General features: G+C 67.7%; 16 protein-coding genes. 6 read left to right on the plus strand and 10 right to left on the minus strand.

Translation table 11 applies throughout. The annotated features are described in order from the left end of the window. Nucleotides 1-14: 14 nt before the first annotated feature. Nucleotides 15-2,225 (minus strand): RelA/SpoT family protein, encoded by a 2,211-nt coding sequence (locus tag AC07PV_RS05385; protein WP_218340856.1) that lies wholly within the window; start codon nucleotides 2,223-2,225, stop codon nucleotides 15-17. After that, nucleotides 2,222-3,181, minus strand: coding sequence for an alpha/beta fold hydrolase (locus tag AC07PV_RS05390; RefSeq protein WP_369642241.1), 960 nt, complete (start codon nucleotides 3,179-3,181; stop codon nucleotides 2,222-2,224). The genes AC07PV_RS05385 and AC07PV_RS05390 overlap by 4 nt, the downstream gene beginning before the upstream one ends. A gap of 228 nt (nucleotides 3,182-3,409) precedes the next feature. Between AC07PV_RS05390 and AC07PV_RS05395 the strand changes: the two genes are divergently transcribed. After that, complete coding sequence (locus tag AC07PV_RS05395; protein ID WP_494629637.1) at nucleotides 3,410-4,192, plus strand: 3-hydroxybutyrate dehydrogenase; 783 nt, start codon at nucleotides 3,410-3,412, stop codon at nucleotides 4,190-4,192. A 154-nt stretch (nucleotides 4,193-4,346) separates the two neighbouring features. Here AC07PV_RS05395 and AC07PV_RS05400 read toward each other — a convergent pair whose 3' ends face one another. Then, nucleotides 4,347-5,063 (minus strand): SIMPL domain-containing protein, encoded by a 717-nt coding sequence (locus AC07PV_RS05400; RefSeq protein ID WP_494629639.1) that lies wholly within the window; start codon nucleotides 5,061-5,063, stop codon nucleotides 4,347-4,349. A gap of 217 nt (nucleotides 5,064-5,280) precedes the next feature. On the opposite strand from AC07PV_RS05400, the gene ompR reads away from it, so the two are divergent. Both ompR and AC07PV_RS05410 read left to right on the plus strand, forming a co-directional pair. Then, complete coding sequence (gene ompR / locus AC07PV_RS05405) at nucleotides 5,281-6,012, plus strand: osmolarity response regulator transcription factor OmpR (protein ID WP_010460834.1); 732 nt, start codon at nucleotides 5,281-5,283, stop codon at nucleotides 6,010-6,012. Between the two features lie 19 nt (nucleotides 6,013-6,031). After that, the gene (locus AC07PV_RS05410; RefSeq protein ID WP_218294227.1) at nucleotides 6,032-7,570 is read left to right on the plus strand and encodes an ATP-binding protein; all 1,539 of its coding nucleotides are present in this window, start codon (nucleotides 6,032-6,034) and stop codon (nucleotides 7,568-7,570) included. 33 nt (nucleotides 7,571-7,603) lie between these two features. Here AC07PV_RS05410 and gudD read toward each other — a convergent pair whose 3' ends face one another. The 4 genes from gudD to AC07PV_RS05430 all read right to left on the minus strand — a co-directional run bounded on the left by gudD (nucleotide 7,604) and on the right by AC07PV_RS05430 (nucleotide 11,477). Continuing rightward, the gene (gudD, locus tag AC07PV_RS05415; protein WP_494629641.1) at nucleotides 7,604-8,956 is read right to left on the minus strand and encodes a glucarate dehydratase; all 1,353 of its coding nucleotides are present in this window, start codon (nucleotides 8,954-8,956) and stop codon (nucleotides 7,604-7,606) included. 49 nt (nucleotides 8,957-9,005) lie between these two features. Then, on the minus strand, nucleotides 9,006-9,983 hold the full coding sequence (locus AC07PV_RS05420; protein ID WP_492806385.1) for a Bug family tripartite tricarboxylate transporter substrate binding protein: 978 nt from the start codon (nucleotides 9,981-9,983) through the stop codon (nucleotides 9,006-9,008). 89 nt (nucleotides 9,984-10,072) lie between these two features. Further along, on the minus strand, nucleotides 10,073-10,984 hold the full coding sequence (kdgD, locus tag AC07PV_RS05425; RefSeq protein WP_218295311.1) for a 5-dehydro-4-deoxyglucarate dehydratase: 912 nt from the start codon (nucleotides 10,982-10,984) through the stop codon (nucleotides 10,073-10,075). A 349-nt stretch (nucleotides 10,985-11,333) separates the two neighbouring features. Beyond that, complete coding sequence (locus tag AC07PV_RS05430) at nucleotides 11,334-11,477, minus strand: hypothetical protein (RefSeq protein ID WP_218294223.1); 144 nt, start codon at nucleotides 11,475-11,477, stop codon at nucleotides 11,334-11,336. 411 nt (nucleotides 11,478-11,888) lie between these two features. Between AC07PV_RS05430 and AC07PV_RS05435 the strand changes: the two genes are divergently transcribed. Then, the gene (locus AC07PV_RS05435) at nucleotides 11,889-12,452 is read left to right on the plus strand and encodes a Crp/Fnr family transcriptional regulator (RefSeq protein WP_494629643.1); all 564 of its coding nucleotides are present in this window, start codon (nucleotides 11,889-11,891) and stop codon (nucleotides 12,450-12,452) included. 73 nt (nucleotides 12,453-12,525) lie between these two features. Then, entirely contained in the window at nucleotides 12,526-13,212 is a 687-nt protein-coding gene (locus tag AC07PV_RS05440) for a Crp/Fnr family transcriptional regulator (RefSeq protein ID WP_494629644.1), read from the plus strand. A 4-nt stretch (nucleotides 13,213-13,216) separates the two neighbouring features. Here the strand turns inward: AC07PV_RS05440 and AC07PV_RS05445 are convergent, their stop codons facing one another. Both AC07PV_RS05445 and AC07PV_RS05450 read right to left on the minus strand, forming a co-directional pair. Then, nucleotides 13,217-14,905, minus strand: coding sequence for an acyl-CoA synthetase (locus tag AC07PV_RS05445; protein ID WP_494629645.1), 1,689 nt, complete (start codon nucleotides 14,903-14,905; stop codon nucleotides 13,217-13,219). Between the two features lie 22 nt (nucleotides 14,906-14,927). Beyond that, nucleotides 14,928-15,689 carry a nitroreductase gene (locus AC07PV_RS05450; RefSeq protein ID WP_494629647.1) on the minus strand — a complete coding sequence of 254 codons (762 nt, stop codon included), beginning with the start codon at nucleotides 15,687-15,689 and terminating at the stop codon, nucleotides 14,928-14,930. A gap of 373 nt (nucleotides 15,690-16,062) precedes the next feature. On the opposite strand from AC07PV_RS05450, the gene AC07PV_RS05455 reads away from it, so the two are divergent. Continuing rightward, the gene (locus AC07PV_RS05455; RefSeq protein WP_218340844.1) at nucleotides 16,063-17,100 is read left to right on the plus strand and encodes a LacI family DNA-binding transcriptional regulator; all 1,038 of its coding nucleotides are present in this window, start codon (nucleotides 16,063-16,065) and stop codon (nucleotides 17,098-17,100) included. Nucleotides 17,101-17,137: 37 nt separating this feature from the next. Here AC07PV_RS05455 and ispF read toward each other — a convergent pair whose 3' ends face one another. After that, entirely contained in the window at nucleotides 17,138-17,617 is a 480-nt protein-coding gene (ispF, locus tag AC07PV_RS05460; RefSeq protein ID WP_218340843.1) for a 2-C-methyl-D-erythritol 2,4-cyclodiphosphate synthase, read from the minus strand. Nucleotides 17,618-17,671: the final 54 nt, after the last annotated feature.

Here is a 17,671-nt window from a genome sequence, read left to right on the forward strand (position 1 = left end):
GTCCTGCAAGCCGCTCAACGGCGGCGTGCCGAGCGCACGCCCGGCACGCTGGCCACGATGCCGAGGACCTTGTTGAGGCGGCCTGAATCGGCGACCTCCACCGTGAAGGTCATCCACGCAGTGCCTTTCACCGACTGGGTCTGCACGCCGATCACATTGGTTTTTTCCCGGGCAAAGACTTCAGAGATGTCGCGCAACAGGCCCTGGCGGTCGGCGGCTTCCACGGCCACATCGACGGGATACACGGCTGCAACCGCCGCTGACTTTGGCGCGCCCCATTCCACCTCGATGACACGCTCGACGCTGCGCGCGGCCATCTCGCGAAAGTTGCTGCAATCGGCCCGGTGCACGCTGACCCCCTTGCCGCGCGTCACGAAGCCGCGAATCAAATCGGGCGGTGCCGGCTTGCAGCACTTGGCCAGCTGGGTCATCAGCGAGTCGATGCCGACGACCAGTACGCCGCCCTTCGGAGCGGCATTCGTGCGGGCCTTCTTGAGCAGCAGGTAGTCATCCGGCTGCATCACAGGCTCGGGCGGTCGCAGCACCGTTTCGATGTTGCGCAGCGAGAACTCGTCCTTGCCCACCACCTCAAACAAGGCGTCGGCGGACTTGAAACCCAGCTGCACCGCAAGGTCGTCCAGCTTGACGGCGGTCTTGCCCTCGCGCTGCAGCAGCTTCTCGACCGCCTCGCGGCCCCGCGCCACGGTTTCGTGTGTCGCCTGGGCGTTGAACCAGGCACGCACCTTGGCCTTGGCGCGATGGCTGGTGAGGTAGCCCAGCTCGGCATTGAGCCAGTCGCGTGAGGGGCGGCCCTCCTTGACAGTCGATATCTCCACGGTCTGCCCGTTTTGCAGCGGGGTGTTGAGTGGCACCATGGCGCCATCCACCCGGGCCCCCCGGCAGCGGTGCCCGAGGCTGGTGTGCACGGCATATGCGAAGTCCACGGGCGTGGCGCCCTGCGGCAACTCCACCACGGCGGCATCGGGCGTCAGCACGTAGATGCGGTCCTCGAACAGCCCCCGATTGGGTACAGCACCCGAGAGGTCGCGCTCCCATGCCAGCAGCTGGCGCAGCACCGCGATCTTGGCGTCGTATTCGCCCGAGGCAGAAACCCCCGCATAGCCCTTGCTCCCCGCCTCCTTGTAGGCCCAATGGGCGGCCACGCCGTGTTCGGCATGGTCATGCATGGCCTGGGTTCGAATCTGGATTTCGATGGGCTTGCCGTGGTCGTCGCGCACGATGGTGTGCAGCGACTGGTAGCCGTTGGGCTTGGGCTTGGCGATGTAGTCGTCAAACTCCTCCACGATGGGCTTGAACTGCTCGTGCACCCAGCTCAGGGCGGCGTAGCAATCCTTCACCGTGGGCACGACAACCCGCAGCGCACGGATGTCGAACACCTGGTCGAAGTTGAGCGACTTGCCGCGCATCTTCTTGACGATGCTGTAGATGTGCTTGGGGCGCCCCTGCACGCTGGCGCTGATGCTGCGCGCGCGCAGGTCAGCTTCGAGCCGCGCGCGCAGCTGCTCCATGTACACCTCGCGCTCGCCGCGTTTTTCGTCGAGCAGGCGCGCCACTTCCTTGTAGGTGTCGGGCTCCAGGAAACGAAAGGACAGGTCCTCCAGCTCCCACTTGACCTGCCAGATGCCCAGGCGATTGGCCAACGGCGCGAATACCTGCAGCGATTCGCGCGCCAGGCTGGGCGACACGGGGCGCTTGGCGGACGCATGAAAGCGCAGCGTCTGCAGGCGCGAGGCCAGGCGCAGCATCACAACGCGCAGGTCGCGCGAGAACGCGAGCAGCATCTTGCGCACGTTCTCCGTCTGGATGGCGGGGTCGTCCAGGTGCTCGGCGGCGCGGGCCTGCTGCTGCACGCGCATGAGCTTGGTGGTCTCCACCGCAAGCGCCGCGAAGTTCTCGCCAAAGGCCTTGGCAATGACCTCTTCGGGCTTGTTGAGGTGAATGCATGCGTGCACCAGGTAGCTGGCCGCCTGCATGGCCTCGGAGCCGCCTATTCCCTTGAGGATGGCGGCCACGGCATCGGCATGGGCCAGCGTGTTTTCGCCCGAGTCCAGGGTCTCGCCCGCCATCAGGGGCTCGGCGAAGGCGCGGGCGCGGGCCAGCGCGTTGACCTGCTCGGGCAGCGTGTGCGCAGTGGCTGCAATGAGCTGGGGGAGAACCTCGGCCTGGGGGGCGAGGGACGCCTGTGCGGGAGGGTAGGTTTTCATCCGGCCAAAGCACCTTCCGCCGCCAGCAGGAAACCGGTGACCGCAGCGACCTGGTCGGCCGCCACCAGCGTGGGCGCATGCCCCACGCCTTCGAACTCCACCAAGCGCGCACGGGGGCCTCGCTGCGCCATGGCCTGCGCGGTTTCGCGGGACAGCAGATCCGATTGCGCACCGCGCAGCAGCAGCGTGCGCGCGGCGATATGGTCGTACAGCTGCCAGAGCATGGCCTCCCCCGCCGCGGCGGACTCCTGCGTCAATGCCCGAAACGGCACCGCGATGGCAGGGTCGTAGTGCAGTGTGATGCCGCCCTCCGGCAGCGTGCGCACCATGTGGCGCGAAAGTTCCAGCCACTGTTGCGGCGTGTGCGGGCCAAAGCTCGTCGAAATGGCCCACATGGCATCCGCCGCCTGCTGCAGCGACTCGAACCGTGCCAGCTGTCCCAGATAGAGCCCGATGCGCTGCAGGGCTTCCCACTGGATGACCGGCCCCACGTCGTTGAGCACCAGGCGCCGCACGGGCACGGGCAGCGGCAGCCCTGGCTGCCCCGCGACGCCCATGCCGATGAGCCCTCCCATGCTGGTGCCCACCCAGTCGAGGGTGGCGATGGGGCCCTGCCCCTGCAACTGGGCCACCAGCGCGAGCATGTCGGCCGCGTACTGGGGGATCTGGTAGCCCATGGGATCGGCCAGCCAGTCGCTCTGGCCCCGCCCGACCACATCAGGACAGATGACGCGGGCATGCGCGCTCAGCGCGCGCGCGAGGGTGTCGAAGTCCCGCCCCTGGCGCGAGAGGCCGTGCACGCAGAGCACCACGTGCGGATGTGCTGGATTGCCCGTGGCATTCCACTCCCAGTACGCCATGCGGTGGCGAGACTCGGCAACGGAGGCGTTACCAGAAGACACCCCGGTGGCCGCGGGGCCAGGGCACAGTACGTAGTTCAGCGTAGGTTCAATCATGGGGAGCGGAATCGAGGGGCAGCGCTTGATAATGCCGGGAAGGTCGGCACGGATCGCCGCACTGCGTCCATCCGCAGTCCCGGGTGTCTGCCGCGCTGCAAATCCCCGACCGCCGTGGCTGTCGCTGCGATTTGCGCCCTGCATCCATCCTGATCCGGGTGGCCGCGTGCCACGCAATCCGTGCCGCCCTTCCCTTGCGTTCATCGTAATTCATTCGGAGAGACTCTCATGCTGAAAGGCAAAACCGCCCTCGTCACCGGCTCGACCAGTGGCATTGGTCTTGGAATCGCGAAGGCACTGGCCCGCCAGGGCGCCAACATCGTGCTCAATGGCTTCGGAGACGTGGAAGGCCCGCGCGCCGAGGTGCTGGCCGCTGGCGAGGCCGCAGGTGTCCAGGTGGCCTACCACGGCGCCGACATGAGCCGTGTGGCCGACATCGAAGACATGATAAAGTACAGCACCGCGCAGTTCGGGCGCGTGGACATCCTCGTGAACAACGCCGGCATACAGCATGTGGCCAACGTGGAAGACTTCCCCGTGGAACGCTGGGACGCGGTGATCGCCATCAACCTCACGAGCGCCTTTCACACCTCGCGCCTGGCGCTGCCCGCCATGAAGGGCGCCAACTGGGGCCGCATCATCAACGTGGCATCGGTGCACGGCCTGGTGGGCTCGGCACAGAAGGCCGCCTACGTGGCGGCCAAGCACGGCATCGTCGGCCTGACCAAGGTGACCGCGCTGGAAAACGCCACCACCGGCGTGACCTGCAATGCCATCTGCCCCGGCTGGGTGCTGACGCCCCTGGTGCAAAAGCAGGTGGATGCCAAGGCAGCGGAACATGGCCTGTCCAACGAGGACGCCAAGAAGCTGCTGCTGGGCGAAAAGGAGCCCTCCATGCAGTTCACCACGCCGGAAGAACTGGGCGAGCTGGCCGTGTTCTTCTGCTCCCCCGCCGCCAACAACGTGCGCGGGGTGGCCTGGAACATGGACGGCGGCTGGGCGGCGCAGTAAGGGGCTGGGCCCCCGGGGGCACGGGGCCACGGCCACATGCCCCCGGCAGATGCTCCATTTTCAACAGCAGGTGCCGCTGCTCAGCCCAGAACAGACGGCACTTTCAGGCGGGATTTGACTTTCAGCCTTGGCGCTGCGGCCGGGCCGGCCGGTCTCAACGCATCTGCACCGAGCCCGACACGTTGACGACCACCTGGGCCTTGCCCGCTTCCACCGGGACGGCGGAGTCCGCATAGGCCCCGCCCATCTTGGCCTCGGCGGCCATCATGCGCGGGCGGGGACCGGGCGCCATCTCATTGCTGTTCACCGCCACCTCGCGCAGGCTGTAGTTGCTGAAGCCAAACCCCTTGGCCAGCTCGGCCGCGCGGGCCTTGAACTGCTCGATGGCCTGGGTCTGGGCCTCATCCTCCACCTTGGCACGCGCCTCGCGCGACAGGCCGAACGCGACCTGGTGGATGGCCATGGTCTGGATCTTGCCCGCCGTGGTGGTGATGCGGGCGAAGTCGCGGCCTTCCAGCACCAGTTCTGCGCGGCCCTGCCAGCCATTGATCTTGCCGTCCTTGTTGTAGCGCGGGAAAAGGCCGAACGGGCCCGTGCGCACATCCAGCTGGCCCGGCTGGGCATTGCGCTTGGCTTCGGCCAGCGCCGTGTCGAGCGCCTGCTTGAGCTGCGCCTGCACGGTGGCGGCATCCGCGGCCTCCTTGCTGGTGGCGAGGCTGAGCACCAGCAGATCCTGCTGCACTTCGACCGTGCCCGTGGCTGACAGCTGCACCACATTGCGCGGCTCCGTCGCTGGGGAATTCTGAGCAAATGCGGCTCCAGCGCAAGCCAGAAAGGCGCCTGCAGCTATCATTTTTGTAGTCATCTTCATGGCGGAAACATCCTTGGCATCAAAGCGCCGCCCTTCGTTGGGCAGCGCGGGGCACCACGATAACCGCGTGGCATCCCGCCCGTGATGAAGCCCCGCCGCGCACTGTGCGAAGCTGGGCAAAACTTGTAACAGTTGGTCAAACCCAAGGCCAAAACCCGAACTTCGGCGTTCCAAGTGGTCAGAATCGGCTCTGTTACAAATTGGACTTGGGATCAAGATGGCCACAACAACCAATCGCACCGACAAAGTTCTGGTGGTGGATGACGATGCACGAATCCGTGATCTGCTGCGCCGCTACCTCACCCAGGAAGGCTTTGAAGTCATGGTCGCCGAAGACGGCAAGGCACTCAACCGCCTGCTGCTGCGCGAGACCGTGGACATCATCGTGCTCGACCTGATGATGCCGGGCGAGGACGGCCTGTCCATCTGCCGCCGCCTGCGTGCGGCCAATGACCGCACGCCCATCATCATGCTCACCGCCAAGGGCGAGGACGTGGACCGCATCGTGGGCCTGGAAGTGGGCGCCGACGACTACCTGGGCAAACCGTTCAACCCCCGCGAACTGCTCGCGCGCATCCACGCCGTGCTGCGCCGCCGCCCCGCGCAGGAAGCCCCCGGTGCGCCTTCGGGCGACAACGAGGTCGTGACCTTCGGCCCCTTTACCTTCGACCTGGGCACCCGCGCACTGCAGCGCAATGGCGAAGAGCTGCCCCTGACCACGGGCGAGTTCGCCATGCTCAAGGCCCTGGTACGCCACCCGCGCCAGCCGCTGTCGCGCGAAAAGCTGGCCTTGCTGGCACGCGGCCGCGAGTTCGAGCCCTTCGACCGCAGCCTGGACGTGCAGGTCTCGCGCCTGCGCAAGCTGGTGGAAGTGGACGCCGCCGCGCCGCGCTACATCCAGACCGTGTGGGGCGTGGGCTACGTTTTCGTGCCGGACGGAACGAGCTGACCCCTTCCTTCTTTCTTGTATGCGCAAATCCGACGGCCATCCGAGGTCGAGATCACCATCGTTCCGGCAGTCCGTGACCGCTCCTTCCGACGCCACCAGCCCCGCCCCCCTCGAGTCCCTGAGACAGGCTCGGGAGCAACGGGCGCGCGTGGGCCTCAATCTCTTCTGGCGCACCTTCTTCCTGCTGGCGCTGCTCCTGGTGGGCAGCATCCTGGCATGGCTGCAGACACTGCGGGCGCTGGAGTTTGAACCGCGCACGCTGCACACCGCGCAGCAGATCGCCTCGCTGGTGAACCTGAGCCGCGCCGCGCTCGTGCACTCCGATGCCATCGCCCGCGTGTCGCTCATCAAGACCATGGCCGACCAGGAAGGCGTGCGCATCCTGCCGCGCGAGCCGCGCGACAAATTCGAACTGCTGGAGGGCACGGCCCTGGGCAACCGCCTGACCGACGAGCTCACCCAGCGCCTGGGCCCCGACACCATCGTGGCGCAAAACGTGAATGGAGAAACAGGCCTGTGGGTCGGCTTCAACATCAACGGCGACCCCAACTGGCTGCTGATGGACCGCTCGCGCTTCAGCCCGGCGGGCGGCCGCACCTGGCTGATCTGGCTGATCACGGCGGGGGCGCTGTCATTGGCAGGCGCCGCGGCCATTGCACGGCTGATCAACCGGCCGCTCAAGCAGCTGTCGTACGCCGCCAACCGCGTCAAGGACGGCGATTTCGCGGCCAGCCACCTGGATGAAGAGGTGGTGACCAGTGAAATCCGCGAGGTGAACATCGGCTTCAACCGCATGGCGCAGAAGCTCGCCAAGCTGGAGCAGGACCGCGCCGTGATGCTGGCCGGCATCTCGCACGACCTGCGCACGCCGCTGGCGCGCCTGCGGCTCGAAACCGAGATGAGCGTGAACGATGAAGTCGCGCGCGAGCACATGGTGGCCGACATCGTGCAGCTCGACGCCACCATCGACAAGTTCCTCGACTACGCGCGGCCTGACCACGTGACGCTGACACCCGTCAACCTGCATGCGGTGGTCTCGTCCTGCGTGTACGCCGTGCAGGACCACCGCGAACTCCAGATCACCATGTCGGTGCCCGAAGACCTGAACGTGCTGGCTGATGAAGTGGAACTGGCGCGCGTGATCTCCAACCTGCTGGAGAACGCCCGGCGCTATGGCAAGACCGAGGACACCGGCATCACCAGCGTGGACATCGTCGCGAAAGGCCGGGAGAACTGGGTGCTGGTCAAACTGCGCGACCATGGCCCGGGCGTGCCGCCCGAGCAGCTGTCCAACCTGACCAAACCCTTCTTCCGGGGGGATTCCGCCCGCACGGCCGCCGCCGGTGCGGGGCTGGGGCTGTCCATCGTCGACAAGACGGTGCAGCGCATGGGCGGCATCTTCGCGCTGGCCAATTCCAGCACGGGCGGTCTGGTGGCCCACCTGCAGTTGCAGCGTGCCACCGACCTGCCCGACGGCGCCGACCCCAAGCAGCGCCTGCAGCGGCCGTCCATCAAGCGCCAGCTGCCAAGACGCCGGGCGGAAGACAAGACCGCCTGACTCAAGCATCCGCTCCCCGGGCCGCAGGCCCGTTCAGCGCACCATGCAGGGCGATTTGTTGTTGAACTTCCAGCCGGGGATCAGGTACTGCATGGCGATCGCATCGTCACGCGCGCCCAGCCCATGCTGCAGGTACAGGCGGTGGGCGCGCTCCACCTCCTCCATGTCCAGCTCCACGCCCAAGCCGGGCTTGGTGGGCAACTGGATGAAGCCGTCCTTGATCTGGAAAGGCTCCTTCGTCAGCCGCTCACCGTCCTGCCAGATCCAGTGCGTGTCGATGGCCGTCACGCGCCCCGGTGCGGCGGCGCCCACGTGGGTGAACATGGCCAGCGACACGTCAAAATGGTTGTTGGAATGCGAGCCCCAGGTCAGGCCGAAGGCCTGGCACATCTGCGCCACGCGCACCGAGCCGGCCATGGTCCAGAAATGCGGGTCGGCCAGGGGGATGTCCACCGACTGCAGGGCCAGGCTGTGCGCCATTTCGCGCCAGTCGGTGGCCACCATGTTGGTGGCGGTGGGCAGGCCCGTGGCGCGGCGAAACTCGGCCATCACCTCGCGGCCCGAGAACACGCCTTCGGCACCGCAGGGGTCCTCGGCATAGGCCATCACGCCGTGCAGGTCGCGCGTGATGCGGACCGCATCTTTCAGCAGCCAGCCGCCGTTGGGGTCCAGCGTCACACGCGCCTCGGGAAAGCGCTCGTGCAGCGCGCGGATGGCCTCGACCTCTTCCTCGCCGCGCAGCACGCCGCCCTTGAGCTTGAAGTCGGCAAAGCCGTAGCGCTCGTACGCGACCTCGGCCAGGCGCACGATGCCGTCGGCCGTCATGGCCTTCTCGTTGCGCAGGCGGAACCAGTCGTTGTCGGCACCGGGCTCGGTGCGGTAGGCCAGGTCGGTCTTTGCGCGGTCGCCCACGTAGAACAGGTAGCCCAGCATCTGCACCGCCTCGCGCTGCACGCCATCGCCCAGCAGCGCGGCCACGGGCACGTTCAGGTGCTGGCCCAAGAGGTCCAGGAAGGCCGACTCCACCGCCGTCACAGCGTGGATGGTGATGCGCAGATCGAAGGTCTGCAGGCCGCGCCCGCCCGCATCGCGGTCGGCGAACCGGGCGCGCATGGCGTTGAGCACGGCGTTGTGGTGGCCGATGGGCCGGCCCACGATCAATGGTCGTGCGTCCTCGATGGTCTGGCGGATCTTCTCGCCGCCGGGCACCTCGCCCACCCCAGTGTTGCCCGCGCTGTCGCGCAGGATGATCAGGTTGCGTGTGAAGAAGGGGCCGTGCGCGCCGCTCAGGTTCATGAGCATGCTGTCGTGGCCCGCCACGGGCACCACGCGCAGCTCGGTGACGACGGGGGTGCTGGTGGCAGAAGGGATGGAAGAGGTGGTCATGGTGGTCTGGAAACGAAGATGGGCGCGCAAAGACGCCCCGTGACAAGGCTTAATCGGCAGTGATTTTTCGGGTTTCGATGACCGTCTTCCAGCGCGCGAATTCGCGTGCCTGGTAGGCGGTGAAAGCCTCGGGCGTGCTGGCCACGATCTCCAGCCCCTGGTCGAGCATGCGCTTCTTCACGGCGGGATCGTTCATGGCGGCGATGGCGGCGTCCGAGAGCTTCTTCTTCACGGCCGCAGGCAGGCCCTTGGGCGCGGCCATGCCCTGCCACGAGTACACCTCGGCACCGGCCACGCCGGCCTCGGCCAGGGTGGGCACGTCGGGCAGCACGGGGCTGCGCTTGTCGCCGGTGACGGCAATCGCATGCAGCTTGCCGCCGCGGATGTGCTGCAGCACGGCGTTCACGTTCTGGAACGAGAACTCCACCTGCCCGCCCAGCAGGTCGTTGATGGCCGGCGCGCCGCCCTTGTAGGGGATGTGCAGGCCTTCGGTGCCGCTTTGCTGCCAGAAGACCTCGGCCGAGAGGTGGTCCGACGAGCCGTTGCCCGAACTCGCGAAGCTCACCTTGCCGGGGTTGGCCTTGAGCTGCGCGATCACCTCCTTCACGGTGCGTGCCTTTTGCGCCGGCGAGGCCACCAGCACATTGGGCGCCTGCACGGGCACGGTGATGTAGTCGAAATCCTTGAGCGCGTCGTAAGGCACGCTCTTGAGCAGGTGCGGTGCCACCACGAAGGCGCCCAGGGACGACACCAGCAACGTGTAGCCATCGGGCGCGGCGCGCTTGACCGCGCCGGCGCCCAGCGTGCCCGTGGCACCGGGGCGGTTGTCCACCACGAAGTTCTGGCCCAGCTTGTCGCCCATGTGCTGGGCCATGGCGCGCGCCACCATGTCGGTGGAGCCGCCCGCCGGAAACGGCACAACGATGGTGACGGGCTTTTCGGGCCAGGGCGTGGCGGCCGTCTGGGCCGATGCGGAAAACGCCAGGGTGCAGGCGCTGGCCACGAGCAGCAGTTGCTTGACGAACATGAGGGATGTCTCCTGAGGTGGTGGTGGTGGTCGGCGGCCCTCTGCGGGGCCTTGGGTTGAAGGGTTGGCGTGGGACAGGGGGGGCGCGCCTACTGCGGGCCGAGCTTGTCGATGAGCGCCTTGAGCTCTTCCATCTCGCTGGGCTTCAAGTCCGTCAGCGGCGCGCGCACCGGCCCACCGTCGTGGCCCACGATCCTGGCGCCCGCTTTGATGATGGAGACACCGTAGCCTTCCACCCGGTTGCGGATGGCCAGGTAGGGCATGAAGAACTCCTTGAGCAGCCTGTGTTGCGTGGCCGTGTCGTCGGCCGCCACGGCCTTGTAGAAGTCCATCGCCGTCTTGGGAATGAAGTTGAACACTGCCGAGGAGTACACCGGCGTGCCCAGCGCCTTGTAGGCCGCCGCATACACCTCGGCCGTGGGCAGGCCGCCCAGGTAGGAGAAGCGGTCACCCATCTTCATGAAGATGGAAGACATGGTCTCGATATTGCCCACGCCGTCCTTGAAGCCGATCAGGTTGGGGCAGCGGTCGGCCAGGATGGCCAGGGAATCGGCAGTCAGCTTGGTGCGGTCGCGGTTGTAGACGATGACGCCGAACTTCACGCTGTTGCACACGGCGGCCACATGCTCGATCAGGCCCTCCTGGCCGGCTTCGGTCAGGTAGTGGGGCAACAGCAGGATGCCGTGGGCGCCCAGGCGCTCGGCCTCCTGGGCATGGGCGATGGCGGTGCGGGTGGGGCCGCCGGCGCCGGCAATGATGGGCACCTTGCCGCGGCAGGTGTCCACGGCGGTCTTGATGACCTGGCCGTACTCGGGGCCCGAGAGCGAGAAATACTCGCCCGTGCCGCCGGCGGCGAACAGGGCGCTGGCGCCATAGGGGGCGAGCCATTCCAGGCGCTCGATGTAGGTCCTGGGGCGGAATTCACCCTGCTCGTCGAAGTCCGTGATGGGGAAGGACAGCAGGCCGGAGCCCATGATGGATTTGAGGTCTTGCGGGGTCATGGATGGTGGTATCAGGTCTGGTGGGTGGTCAGGGCGTATCAACAGGTCGTACAAGCGGCTTGCAGCACCCTGCCTTCGGCGGTATCAAGCAATGTTCAAGGGGACGAGCCGCCTTTCAGACCGACCAAAGCGACTTGAAAACCCGCTTCAGACCATGCCTGAACGGTAGCAACGCATGAATGTTAACGTTAACATTTCCACAAACCATAGGGAAAACCCTTTGTTATGCGACATCTTGGGAGATTGCGGAAGGGGCGTGGGCTGACCGGAGCTGGCCCGAACGGCCCCCGTCGATGCCCCGAGGACGCCGGGTACGAGACCGTTGTGCCGACGGCGTGCCCCTTCTCGGCTACCGCACCGCAGGCGCGGCCGCAAACACCTCGATGGTTTCGAGCGCCGAGACCGGGCGGCCGGCCTTGCCATCGCCCGCTACCACCAGCCGCGCCATACCGCGTGCCAGTGGCTGGCCGTCCAGCCGACAGGCGATCAGCACGCGCTGGTTGTCCAGCGACACCAGGGCTGGTAGCCATCGGCCCCGGTGGCTACCAGGTACACGCCCTGCACGTTGGCACCGCCGGCACTCTCGGCCTCGACGCCGGCCATGCTACTCAGCAACACCCACCGGTCCGCGCCCGTGCAGCGGGCCCGGGTAGCGCAGCATGTACCAGCCCGAGAGCGGTGGCGGCCAGCACAGCCTTCATCAACAGGGCATTCCAGCGGGGCATGGGGCTTTCCGGTAGTGCTTGGGCAATGGGTCATTCTGGCGTCATGGGCCGGGCCAGCCCCACCACCCTCACACCTGCTTGCACATCCCGCACCACCCCGTCCTCTGGCTCGTTTCGCCGCACGTCAACTGGCATCTGCACTGTTGCGCAAGGCCTCCAGGCGCCGTGCCAGCAACTCCATGCGGTCACCGCCCCAGAACAGCTCGCCCTGGCACGGGCTGGTGCGCGGCTTCCTGCAGATGTACGTGGTGGCGTCGGACGGTGCCGAAACCACGCTGTATTGTTTGCGCGAGGGCGAATGGGGCGGCGAGGGCTCGCTGCTCAAGAAGGAACTGCGCCAGTACGACCTGCGCTCGCTCACGCCGGCCCACCTGTGCCTGGTGCCGGTGGAGACCTTCGAGACGCTGCGCCAGTCGTCCATCGCGTTCAACCACGTGATCTGCGACATCATGAACGCGCGCATGGGGGTGTTCGTGGGCATGCTGGAGGCATCGCGCCTGCGCGGGCCCGAGACGCGGGTGGCCCGGGCCCTTCTGATGCTGGCCGACAGCCAGGGCGAGGCGGTGCAGGAGCTGCTGATCTCGCAGCAGGAACTGGCCCTGATCTGCGGGCTCTCGCGCCAGCGGGTGAACGTGGCGCTCAGCGTGTTCAAGCGCCGGGGCATCGTGCGCATCGAGCCCAACAAGGGCTCGCTGATCGTGCATGTGCCGCTGCTGCGCGACCATGTGACGGGCATCGCCTGAACCTTCCGGCCGGCCCCATTGGCGCGGAGCGTGATCTCCCGCAGAATCCGGCGGTGCCTGTTTCCACGCCACCATGACCGCAGATCCCCTCGACCTCTTCCTTGCCCAGTCGCCCTGGATGTCCGCCCTCACCGCCGAGGAGGCCGCGCGCGTGCGCCGGGCGATCACGCTGCGCAGCTACCCTGCGGGCGGCGCGGTGTTCTCGAAGGGCACGCCCACCGCGCATTGGGCCGGGGTGATGGAAGGCATGCTCAAGCTGGACAACATCACCGCCGAAGGCCGCACCAGCACCTTCGCGGGCGTGCCCTCGGGCGCCTGGTTCGGCGAGGGCTCGGTGCTCAAGGACGAGCCCCGTCCCTACGCCGTGACGGCGCTGACCGACAGCGTGGTGGCCCTGCTGCCGCGCAGCGAGTTCCTGCGGCTGCTGCAAGGGAGCCACCCTTTTGCGCTGTGGCTGATCGGGCAGCTCAACGCGCGTCTGGCGCACTACGTGGCGCAGGTGCAGACCGACCGGCTGGGCGACACCACGGCGCAGGTGGCCTACAGCCTGTCGGGCTTGTTCAACGATGCGCTGTTCCCCAACACCGCGCGGCGCATCACGCTGTCGCAGGAGGAGCTGGGGCGCCTGTCGGGCGTGTCGCGCCAGGTGGCCAACCGGGCGCTGCAGGAACTGCAGGACCGGGGTGCGATCCGCCTGGGCTATGGCTCGATCGAGGTGATCGACCTGAAGGTGCTGCAGTCGATTGCCCGCGAAGGCTGAACGCTCAGCCTGCGGGCTCGGTCTGAATCTGCGCCAGCCGCGTGATGGCCTCGCGGCTGCCCGCGATCTCGCGCAGGCGGAACTTCTGGATCTTGCCGGTGGCGGTCTTGGGCAAGACCTCGAACACGACCTGGCGCGGGCACTTGAAGCGCGCCAGATGGCAACGGCAGAACTCGATCAGCTCCTCGGCACTGACGCTGCCTGCGGCATCGGGCTTGAGCTCCACGAAGGCGCAGGGCACCTCGCCCCAGCGTTCGTCGGGCTGGGCCACCACGGCGGCCAGCAGCACGGCGGGGTGGCGGTGCAGCACGTCTTCCACCTCCACCGAGGAGATGTTCTCGCCGCCCGAGATGATCACGTCCTTGGAGCGGTCGGTGATCTGCACATAGCCGTCGGGGTGCAGCACCGCGATGTCGCCGGTGTGGAACCAGCCGCCGGCAAAGGCCTTGGCCGTGGCGCCGGGGTTCTTGAGGTAGCCCTTCATCACGGTGTTGCCCCGGATCATGATTTCGCCAGCCGTCACACCGTCCGCCGGCACGGGCTCCAGCGTGTCGGGGTTGAGCACGCGCAGGTGCTCCAGCGCCGCGGCGCGCACGCCCTGGCGCGCCTGCAGCCGGGCACGCCCGGCTTCGGGCAGGGCCGCCCAGCCGGACTGGCGCACGCAGCTCATCGGCGTGCCCGAGACTTCGGTGATGCCGTACACATGGTCCACATCGAAGCCCATCGCGGCGATCGCCTGCAGAATGGCGGCCGGCGGCGGCGAGCCCGCTGTGAGCACGCGCACCGGGCGCGGCAGCGCGATGCGCTCGTGCGCCGGTGCATTCGCCAGCATGGCCAGCACGGTGGGCGCGGCACAGAAATGGTCCACACCGTGCTCGGCAATGGCCTCGAAGATGGCCTTGGCCGTGACCTTGCGCAGGCACACATGCGTGCCCGCCGCCGCCGTGACAGCCCAGGTGAAGCACCAGCCGTTGGCGTGGAACATGGGCAGCGTCCACAGATACACCGGGCGGCGCGGCATCGCCCAGTCGGTCATTTGCAACAGGCTCATGAGGTAGGCCCCGCGGTGGCTGGGCACCACGCCCTTGGGGTCGCCGGTGGTGCCCGAGGTGTAGTTCAGTGCGATCGGGTCCCACTCGTCCTCGGGCCACAGGCCTTCGAAGGCCGGATCACCCTCGGCCAGCAGGGCTTCGTAGTCGAGCTCACCAAGGGCCGGCTGCGCGGGCAGGCCCGCATCGTGGATGGCGACCACCAGCGGCTGCTGCGCCAGGCCCTCAACGGCCCGGGCCGCGAGCGCCGAAAATTCGCTGTCCACCAGCAGCACGCGCGCCTCGCCGTGGCGCAGGATGAAGCCGATGGCCTCGGCGTCGAGCCGGCAGTTGACGGCGTTGATGACCGCACCGCACAGGGGGATGCCCAGGTGCGCCTCCAGCATCGCGGGCGTGTTGGGCGCCAGGATGGCCACGGTGTCGCCGCGCTGAACACCGCGCCGTGCCAGCGCGCTGGCCAGGCGGTAGGCGCGCTCGCGCGTCTGTGCCCAGGTCTGCGTGCTGCCCGCATGCACCACGGCAGTGCCTTCGGGATGCACCTGCGCGCTGCGGTCCAGAAAGCCCAGCGGCGTGAGCGGCAGGTGGTTGGCGGGGGTGCGTTCCAGGCCGTGCTGGTAGGGGCTGTGGTGGGTTGCTTGGCTCATGCTGGTCTCCTGTTTTGCGCGTTCATGGGTGGTAGGTGGTGAACGACTCGACGCTCTCGCGCTCCGTCACCAGCGTGTTCTCGATGCCCGCCGGGTCGGCGTGGCCCAGGCTCATGCCGCAGACCACCATCTCGGTATCGGGGATGCCCAGTTCGGCGGCAATGACCTGGTGGAATTTGGTGAACGCCACCTGCGGGCAGGTGTCGAGCCCGCGCGCGCGGGCCGCCACCATCACGCTCTGCAGGAACATGCCGTAGTCCATCAGGCTGCCGGCCTGCATCACCCGGTTCACCGTGAAGATCAGCCCCACGGGCGCATCGAAGAAGCGGTAGTTGCGGCCGTGCTGGGCGTGCATGCGCGCCTTGTCGCCCCGGGCGATGCCGAGCAGGCCATACAGGTCCCATCCCACCTTGCGGCGCCGGTTGACATAGGGCGATACCCATTCGAGCGGGTAGTAGTGGTAGGGCTCGGTGAGGGTCGCAGCCCCATCCTCATCGTTGTCCACGGCGGCGATGGCGGTGCTCAGCCGCTCCTTCGCGGCCCCCGTGAGCACGTGCACGCGCCAGGGCTGCGTGTTCATGCCCGAGGCCGCATGGCGCGCCACGTCGAGGATGGAATGCACCTCTTCGCGGGAGACCGGCGTGGGCAGGAATGCGCGGATGCTGCGCCGCGAGACGATGGCCCAGTCCACAGCACGTTGTAGCTCATGAGCGGGGACGGGCGCGTTCGAGTCGCGCAGCACAGCGTGTGCCAACGGCGATGGAGGTGTTTGTGAACAGGTCATGGCGGCATGCTAGGCATGGACGCCGTCCGTGACTGTCGATGCAATGACATTTGGCCGCCTCCGCCTGCCATCCGCCGCGACGGGTCTCAGAACCGGCTCAGTCTCTTTTTGGAGGTCGCATCGGAGGGCAATCGGGATGAGTGGCGCGTCGGGTGCGCCGCGTGGGCTCATGCCCATGCAGGCAGCCGGGGCGTCCAATCGTCCGTTTTCACTCCAACCAGAAGGGCAACAGCCTTGCCGGGCGGTCTGCGGCGTTGCGGCGCTTGCCGATAGCACGGGCCATCGGCTGCGCACCGCGCCTGGCATCCCGTCCCGGCAAAGCACTTGTGCGACTCCCCAAGGAGACTGAACAGGTTCTTATAGACTTCCCCGCATGCCAGCCTCCCCGCCCTCCCCCTCCCTTGCGCCCGCCACCCGCGACCGTCCTTCGGTCACGCTGCGCGAGGTGGCCGAGCGGGCCGGGGTCTCGATGATCACCGTCTCGCGCGCCATCAACACACCGCACCAGGTGTCGGAGGCGACGCGGGTGCGCGTACAGGAGGCCGTCTCCAGCATGGGCTACGTGCCCAACCTGGTCGCCGGGGGACTGCGATCGGCGCGCAGCCATGTGGTCACCGCGCTGGTGCCCACGCTCACGGGGCCGCTGTTCGGCGAGATGGTGCAGGCGCTCACCGATGCGCTGGAGCTGCGAGGGTTCCAGGTGATGGTGGGCCAGGTCGGCTATGCACACTCGCGCGAGGACGAGCTGCTGCGCGCCATCGTCGGCCGGCGCCCGGAAGGCATCGTGGTCACCGGCATCATGCATTCGCCCGAAGGGCGCCGCATGCTCATGGCATCGGGCATCCCCATCGTGGAGACCTGGGACTTCACTTCCACGCCCATCGACATGCTGGTGGGGCTGCGGCACGAACAGCTGGGCGCTGCCGTGTGCGAGCATCTGTACTCCAGAGGCCGGCGCCGCCTGGCACTGCTCAGTGGCGGCGACGAGCGCGCCGCACGCCGCGCACGGGGCTTCGAAGCCGCTGCCGAGCGCCTGGGCCTGCGCGCGCCTGCCGTGCGTCTGGGCAAGTCACCCACCACGCATGCCGATGGGCGCGACGGCCTGGCCGCGCTGCTCGCCGGGCACCCCGACATCGACGCCGTGTTCTGCAGCTCCGACATGCTGGCCCTGGGCGTGCTGACCGAAGCCCGCGTGCGCGGCATGTCCGTGCCGGAACAACTGGCCGTGATGGGTTTTGGCGACATCGATTTCGCGCAGACCGTGAGCCCCAGCCTCTCCACCGTGCGCATCGACGGCACGCGCATGGGCCAGACGGCTGCCCGACTGATCGCCGACCGCGCCGAGGGCCGACCCGTGGCCGAACCGGTGGTGGACATCGGCTTCGCGATCATCGGGCGCGAAAGCGCCTGACGAAGCGCGCCCCAGGACGCGCTGCCGCCGCAGAGGGTCAGGCCTTGAAAATCAGGGCGGTGGCCCGTGCCTCCATCGCCAGGCCTTGCCCCACGGGCCCCAGGCGTTCGGCGGTCTTGGCTTTCACGTTGACCTGGCCGGGGTCGACCCCCAGGGCCTTCGCAATGCACTCGCACATGCCGGCAATGTGGGCCGCCAGGCGAGGCGCCTGGGCCACCACCGTGCTGTCCACATTGCCGATGGCGTAGCCCGCGGCGCGCACGCGGCGCGCGGCCTCGGCCAGCAGCACGGCCGAATCGGCGCCCCGGAACTGCGCATCGGTATCGGGAAAATGGCGGCCGATGTCCCCCAGGCCCGCGGCCCCCAGGATCGCATCGGTAATGGCGTGCAGCAGCACGTCGGCATCGGAATGGCCCAGCAGGCCCAGGGTGTGCTCGATGGTCACCCCGCCAATCACCAGCGGCCGCCCGGGCACCAGTGCGTGCACATCCCAGCCTTCTCCAATCCTGAAGTTCATCCGTTCGTTCGCCTTCTGCCCGCACGGGGCTCATGGTCGTCCTGCCCTTGCGCG

The organism is Acidovorax sp. GW821-FHT09A11 (genome assembly GCF_059418365.1).

Excerpts from the sequence above, each read along its gene's own strand:
- AC07PV_RS05385 (WP_218340856.1), bottom strand. The coding sequence starts at position 2,225 with ATGAAAACCTACCCTCCCGCACAGGCGTCCCTCGCCCCCCAGGCCGAG.
- AC07PV_RS05390 (WP_369642241.1), bottom strand. The coding sequence starts at position 3,181 with ATGATTGAACCTACGCTGAACTACGTACTGTGCCCTGGCCCCGCGGCC.
- AC07PV_RS05395 (WP_494629637.1), top strand. The coding sequence starts at position 3,410 with ATGCTGAAAGGCAAAACCGCCCTCGTCACCGGCTCGACCAGTGGCATT.
- AC07PV_RS05400 (WP_494629639.1), bottom strand. The coding sequence starts at position 5,063 with ATGAAGATGACTACAAAAATGATAGCTGCAGGCGCCTTTCTGGCTTGC.
- ompR (WP_010460834.1), top strand. The coding sequence starts at position 5,281 with ATGGCCACAACAACCAATCGCACCGACAAAGTTCTGGTGGTGGATGAC.
- AC07PV_RS05410 (WP_218294227.1), top strand. The coding sequence starts at position 6,032 with ATGCGCAAATCCGACGGCCATCCGAGGTCGAGATCACCATCGTTCCGG.
- gudD (WP_494629641.1), bottom strand. The coding sequence starts at position 8,956 with ATGACCACCTCTTCCATCCCTTCTGCCACCAGCACCCCCGTCGTCACC.
- AC07PV_RS05420 (WP_492806385.1), bottom strand. The coding sequence starts at position 9,983 with ATGTTCGTCAAGCAACTGCTGCTCGTGGCCAGCGCCTGCACCCTGGCG.
- kdgD (WP_218295311.1), bottom strand. The coding sequence starts at position 10,984 with ATGACCCCGCAAGACCTCAAATCCATCATGGGCTCCGGCCTGCTGTCC.
- AC07PV_RS05435 (WP_494629643.1), top strand. The coding sequence starts at position 11,889 with ATGCGGTCACCGCCCCAGAACAGCTCGCCCTGGCACGGGCTGGTGCGC.
- AC07PV_RS05440 (WP_494629644.1), top strand. The coding sequence starts at position 12,526 with ATGACCGCAGATCCCCTCGACCTCTTCCTTGCCCAGTCGCCCTGGATG.
- AC07PV_RS05445 (WP_494629645.1), bottom strand. The coding sequence starts at position 14,905 with ATGAGCCAAGCAACCCACCACAGCCCCTACCAGCACGGCCTGGAACGC.
- AC07PV_RS05450 (WP_494629647.1), bottom strand. The coding sequence starts at position 15,689 with ATGACCTGTTCACAAACACCTCCATCGCCGTTGGCACACGCTGTGCTG.
- AC07PV_RS05455 (WP_218340844.1), top strand. The coding sequence starts at position 16,063 with ATGCCAGCCTCCCCGCCCTCCCCCTCCCTTGCGCCCGCCACCCGCGAC.
- ispF (WP_218340843.1), bottom strand. The coding sequence starts at position 17,617 with ATGAACTTCAGGATTGGAGAAGGCTGGGATGTGCACGCACTGGTGCCC.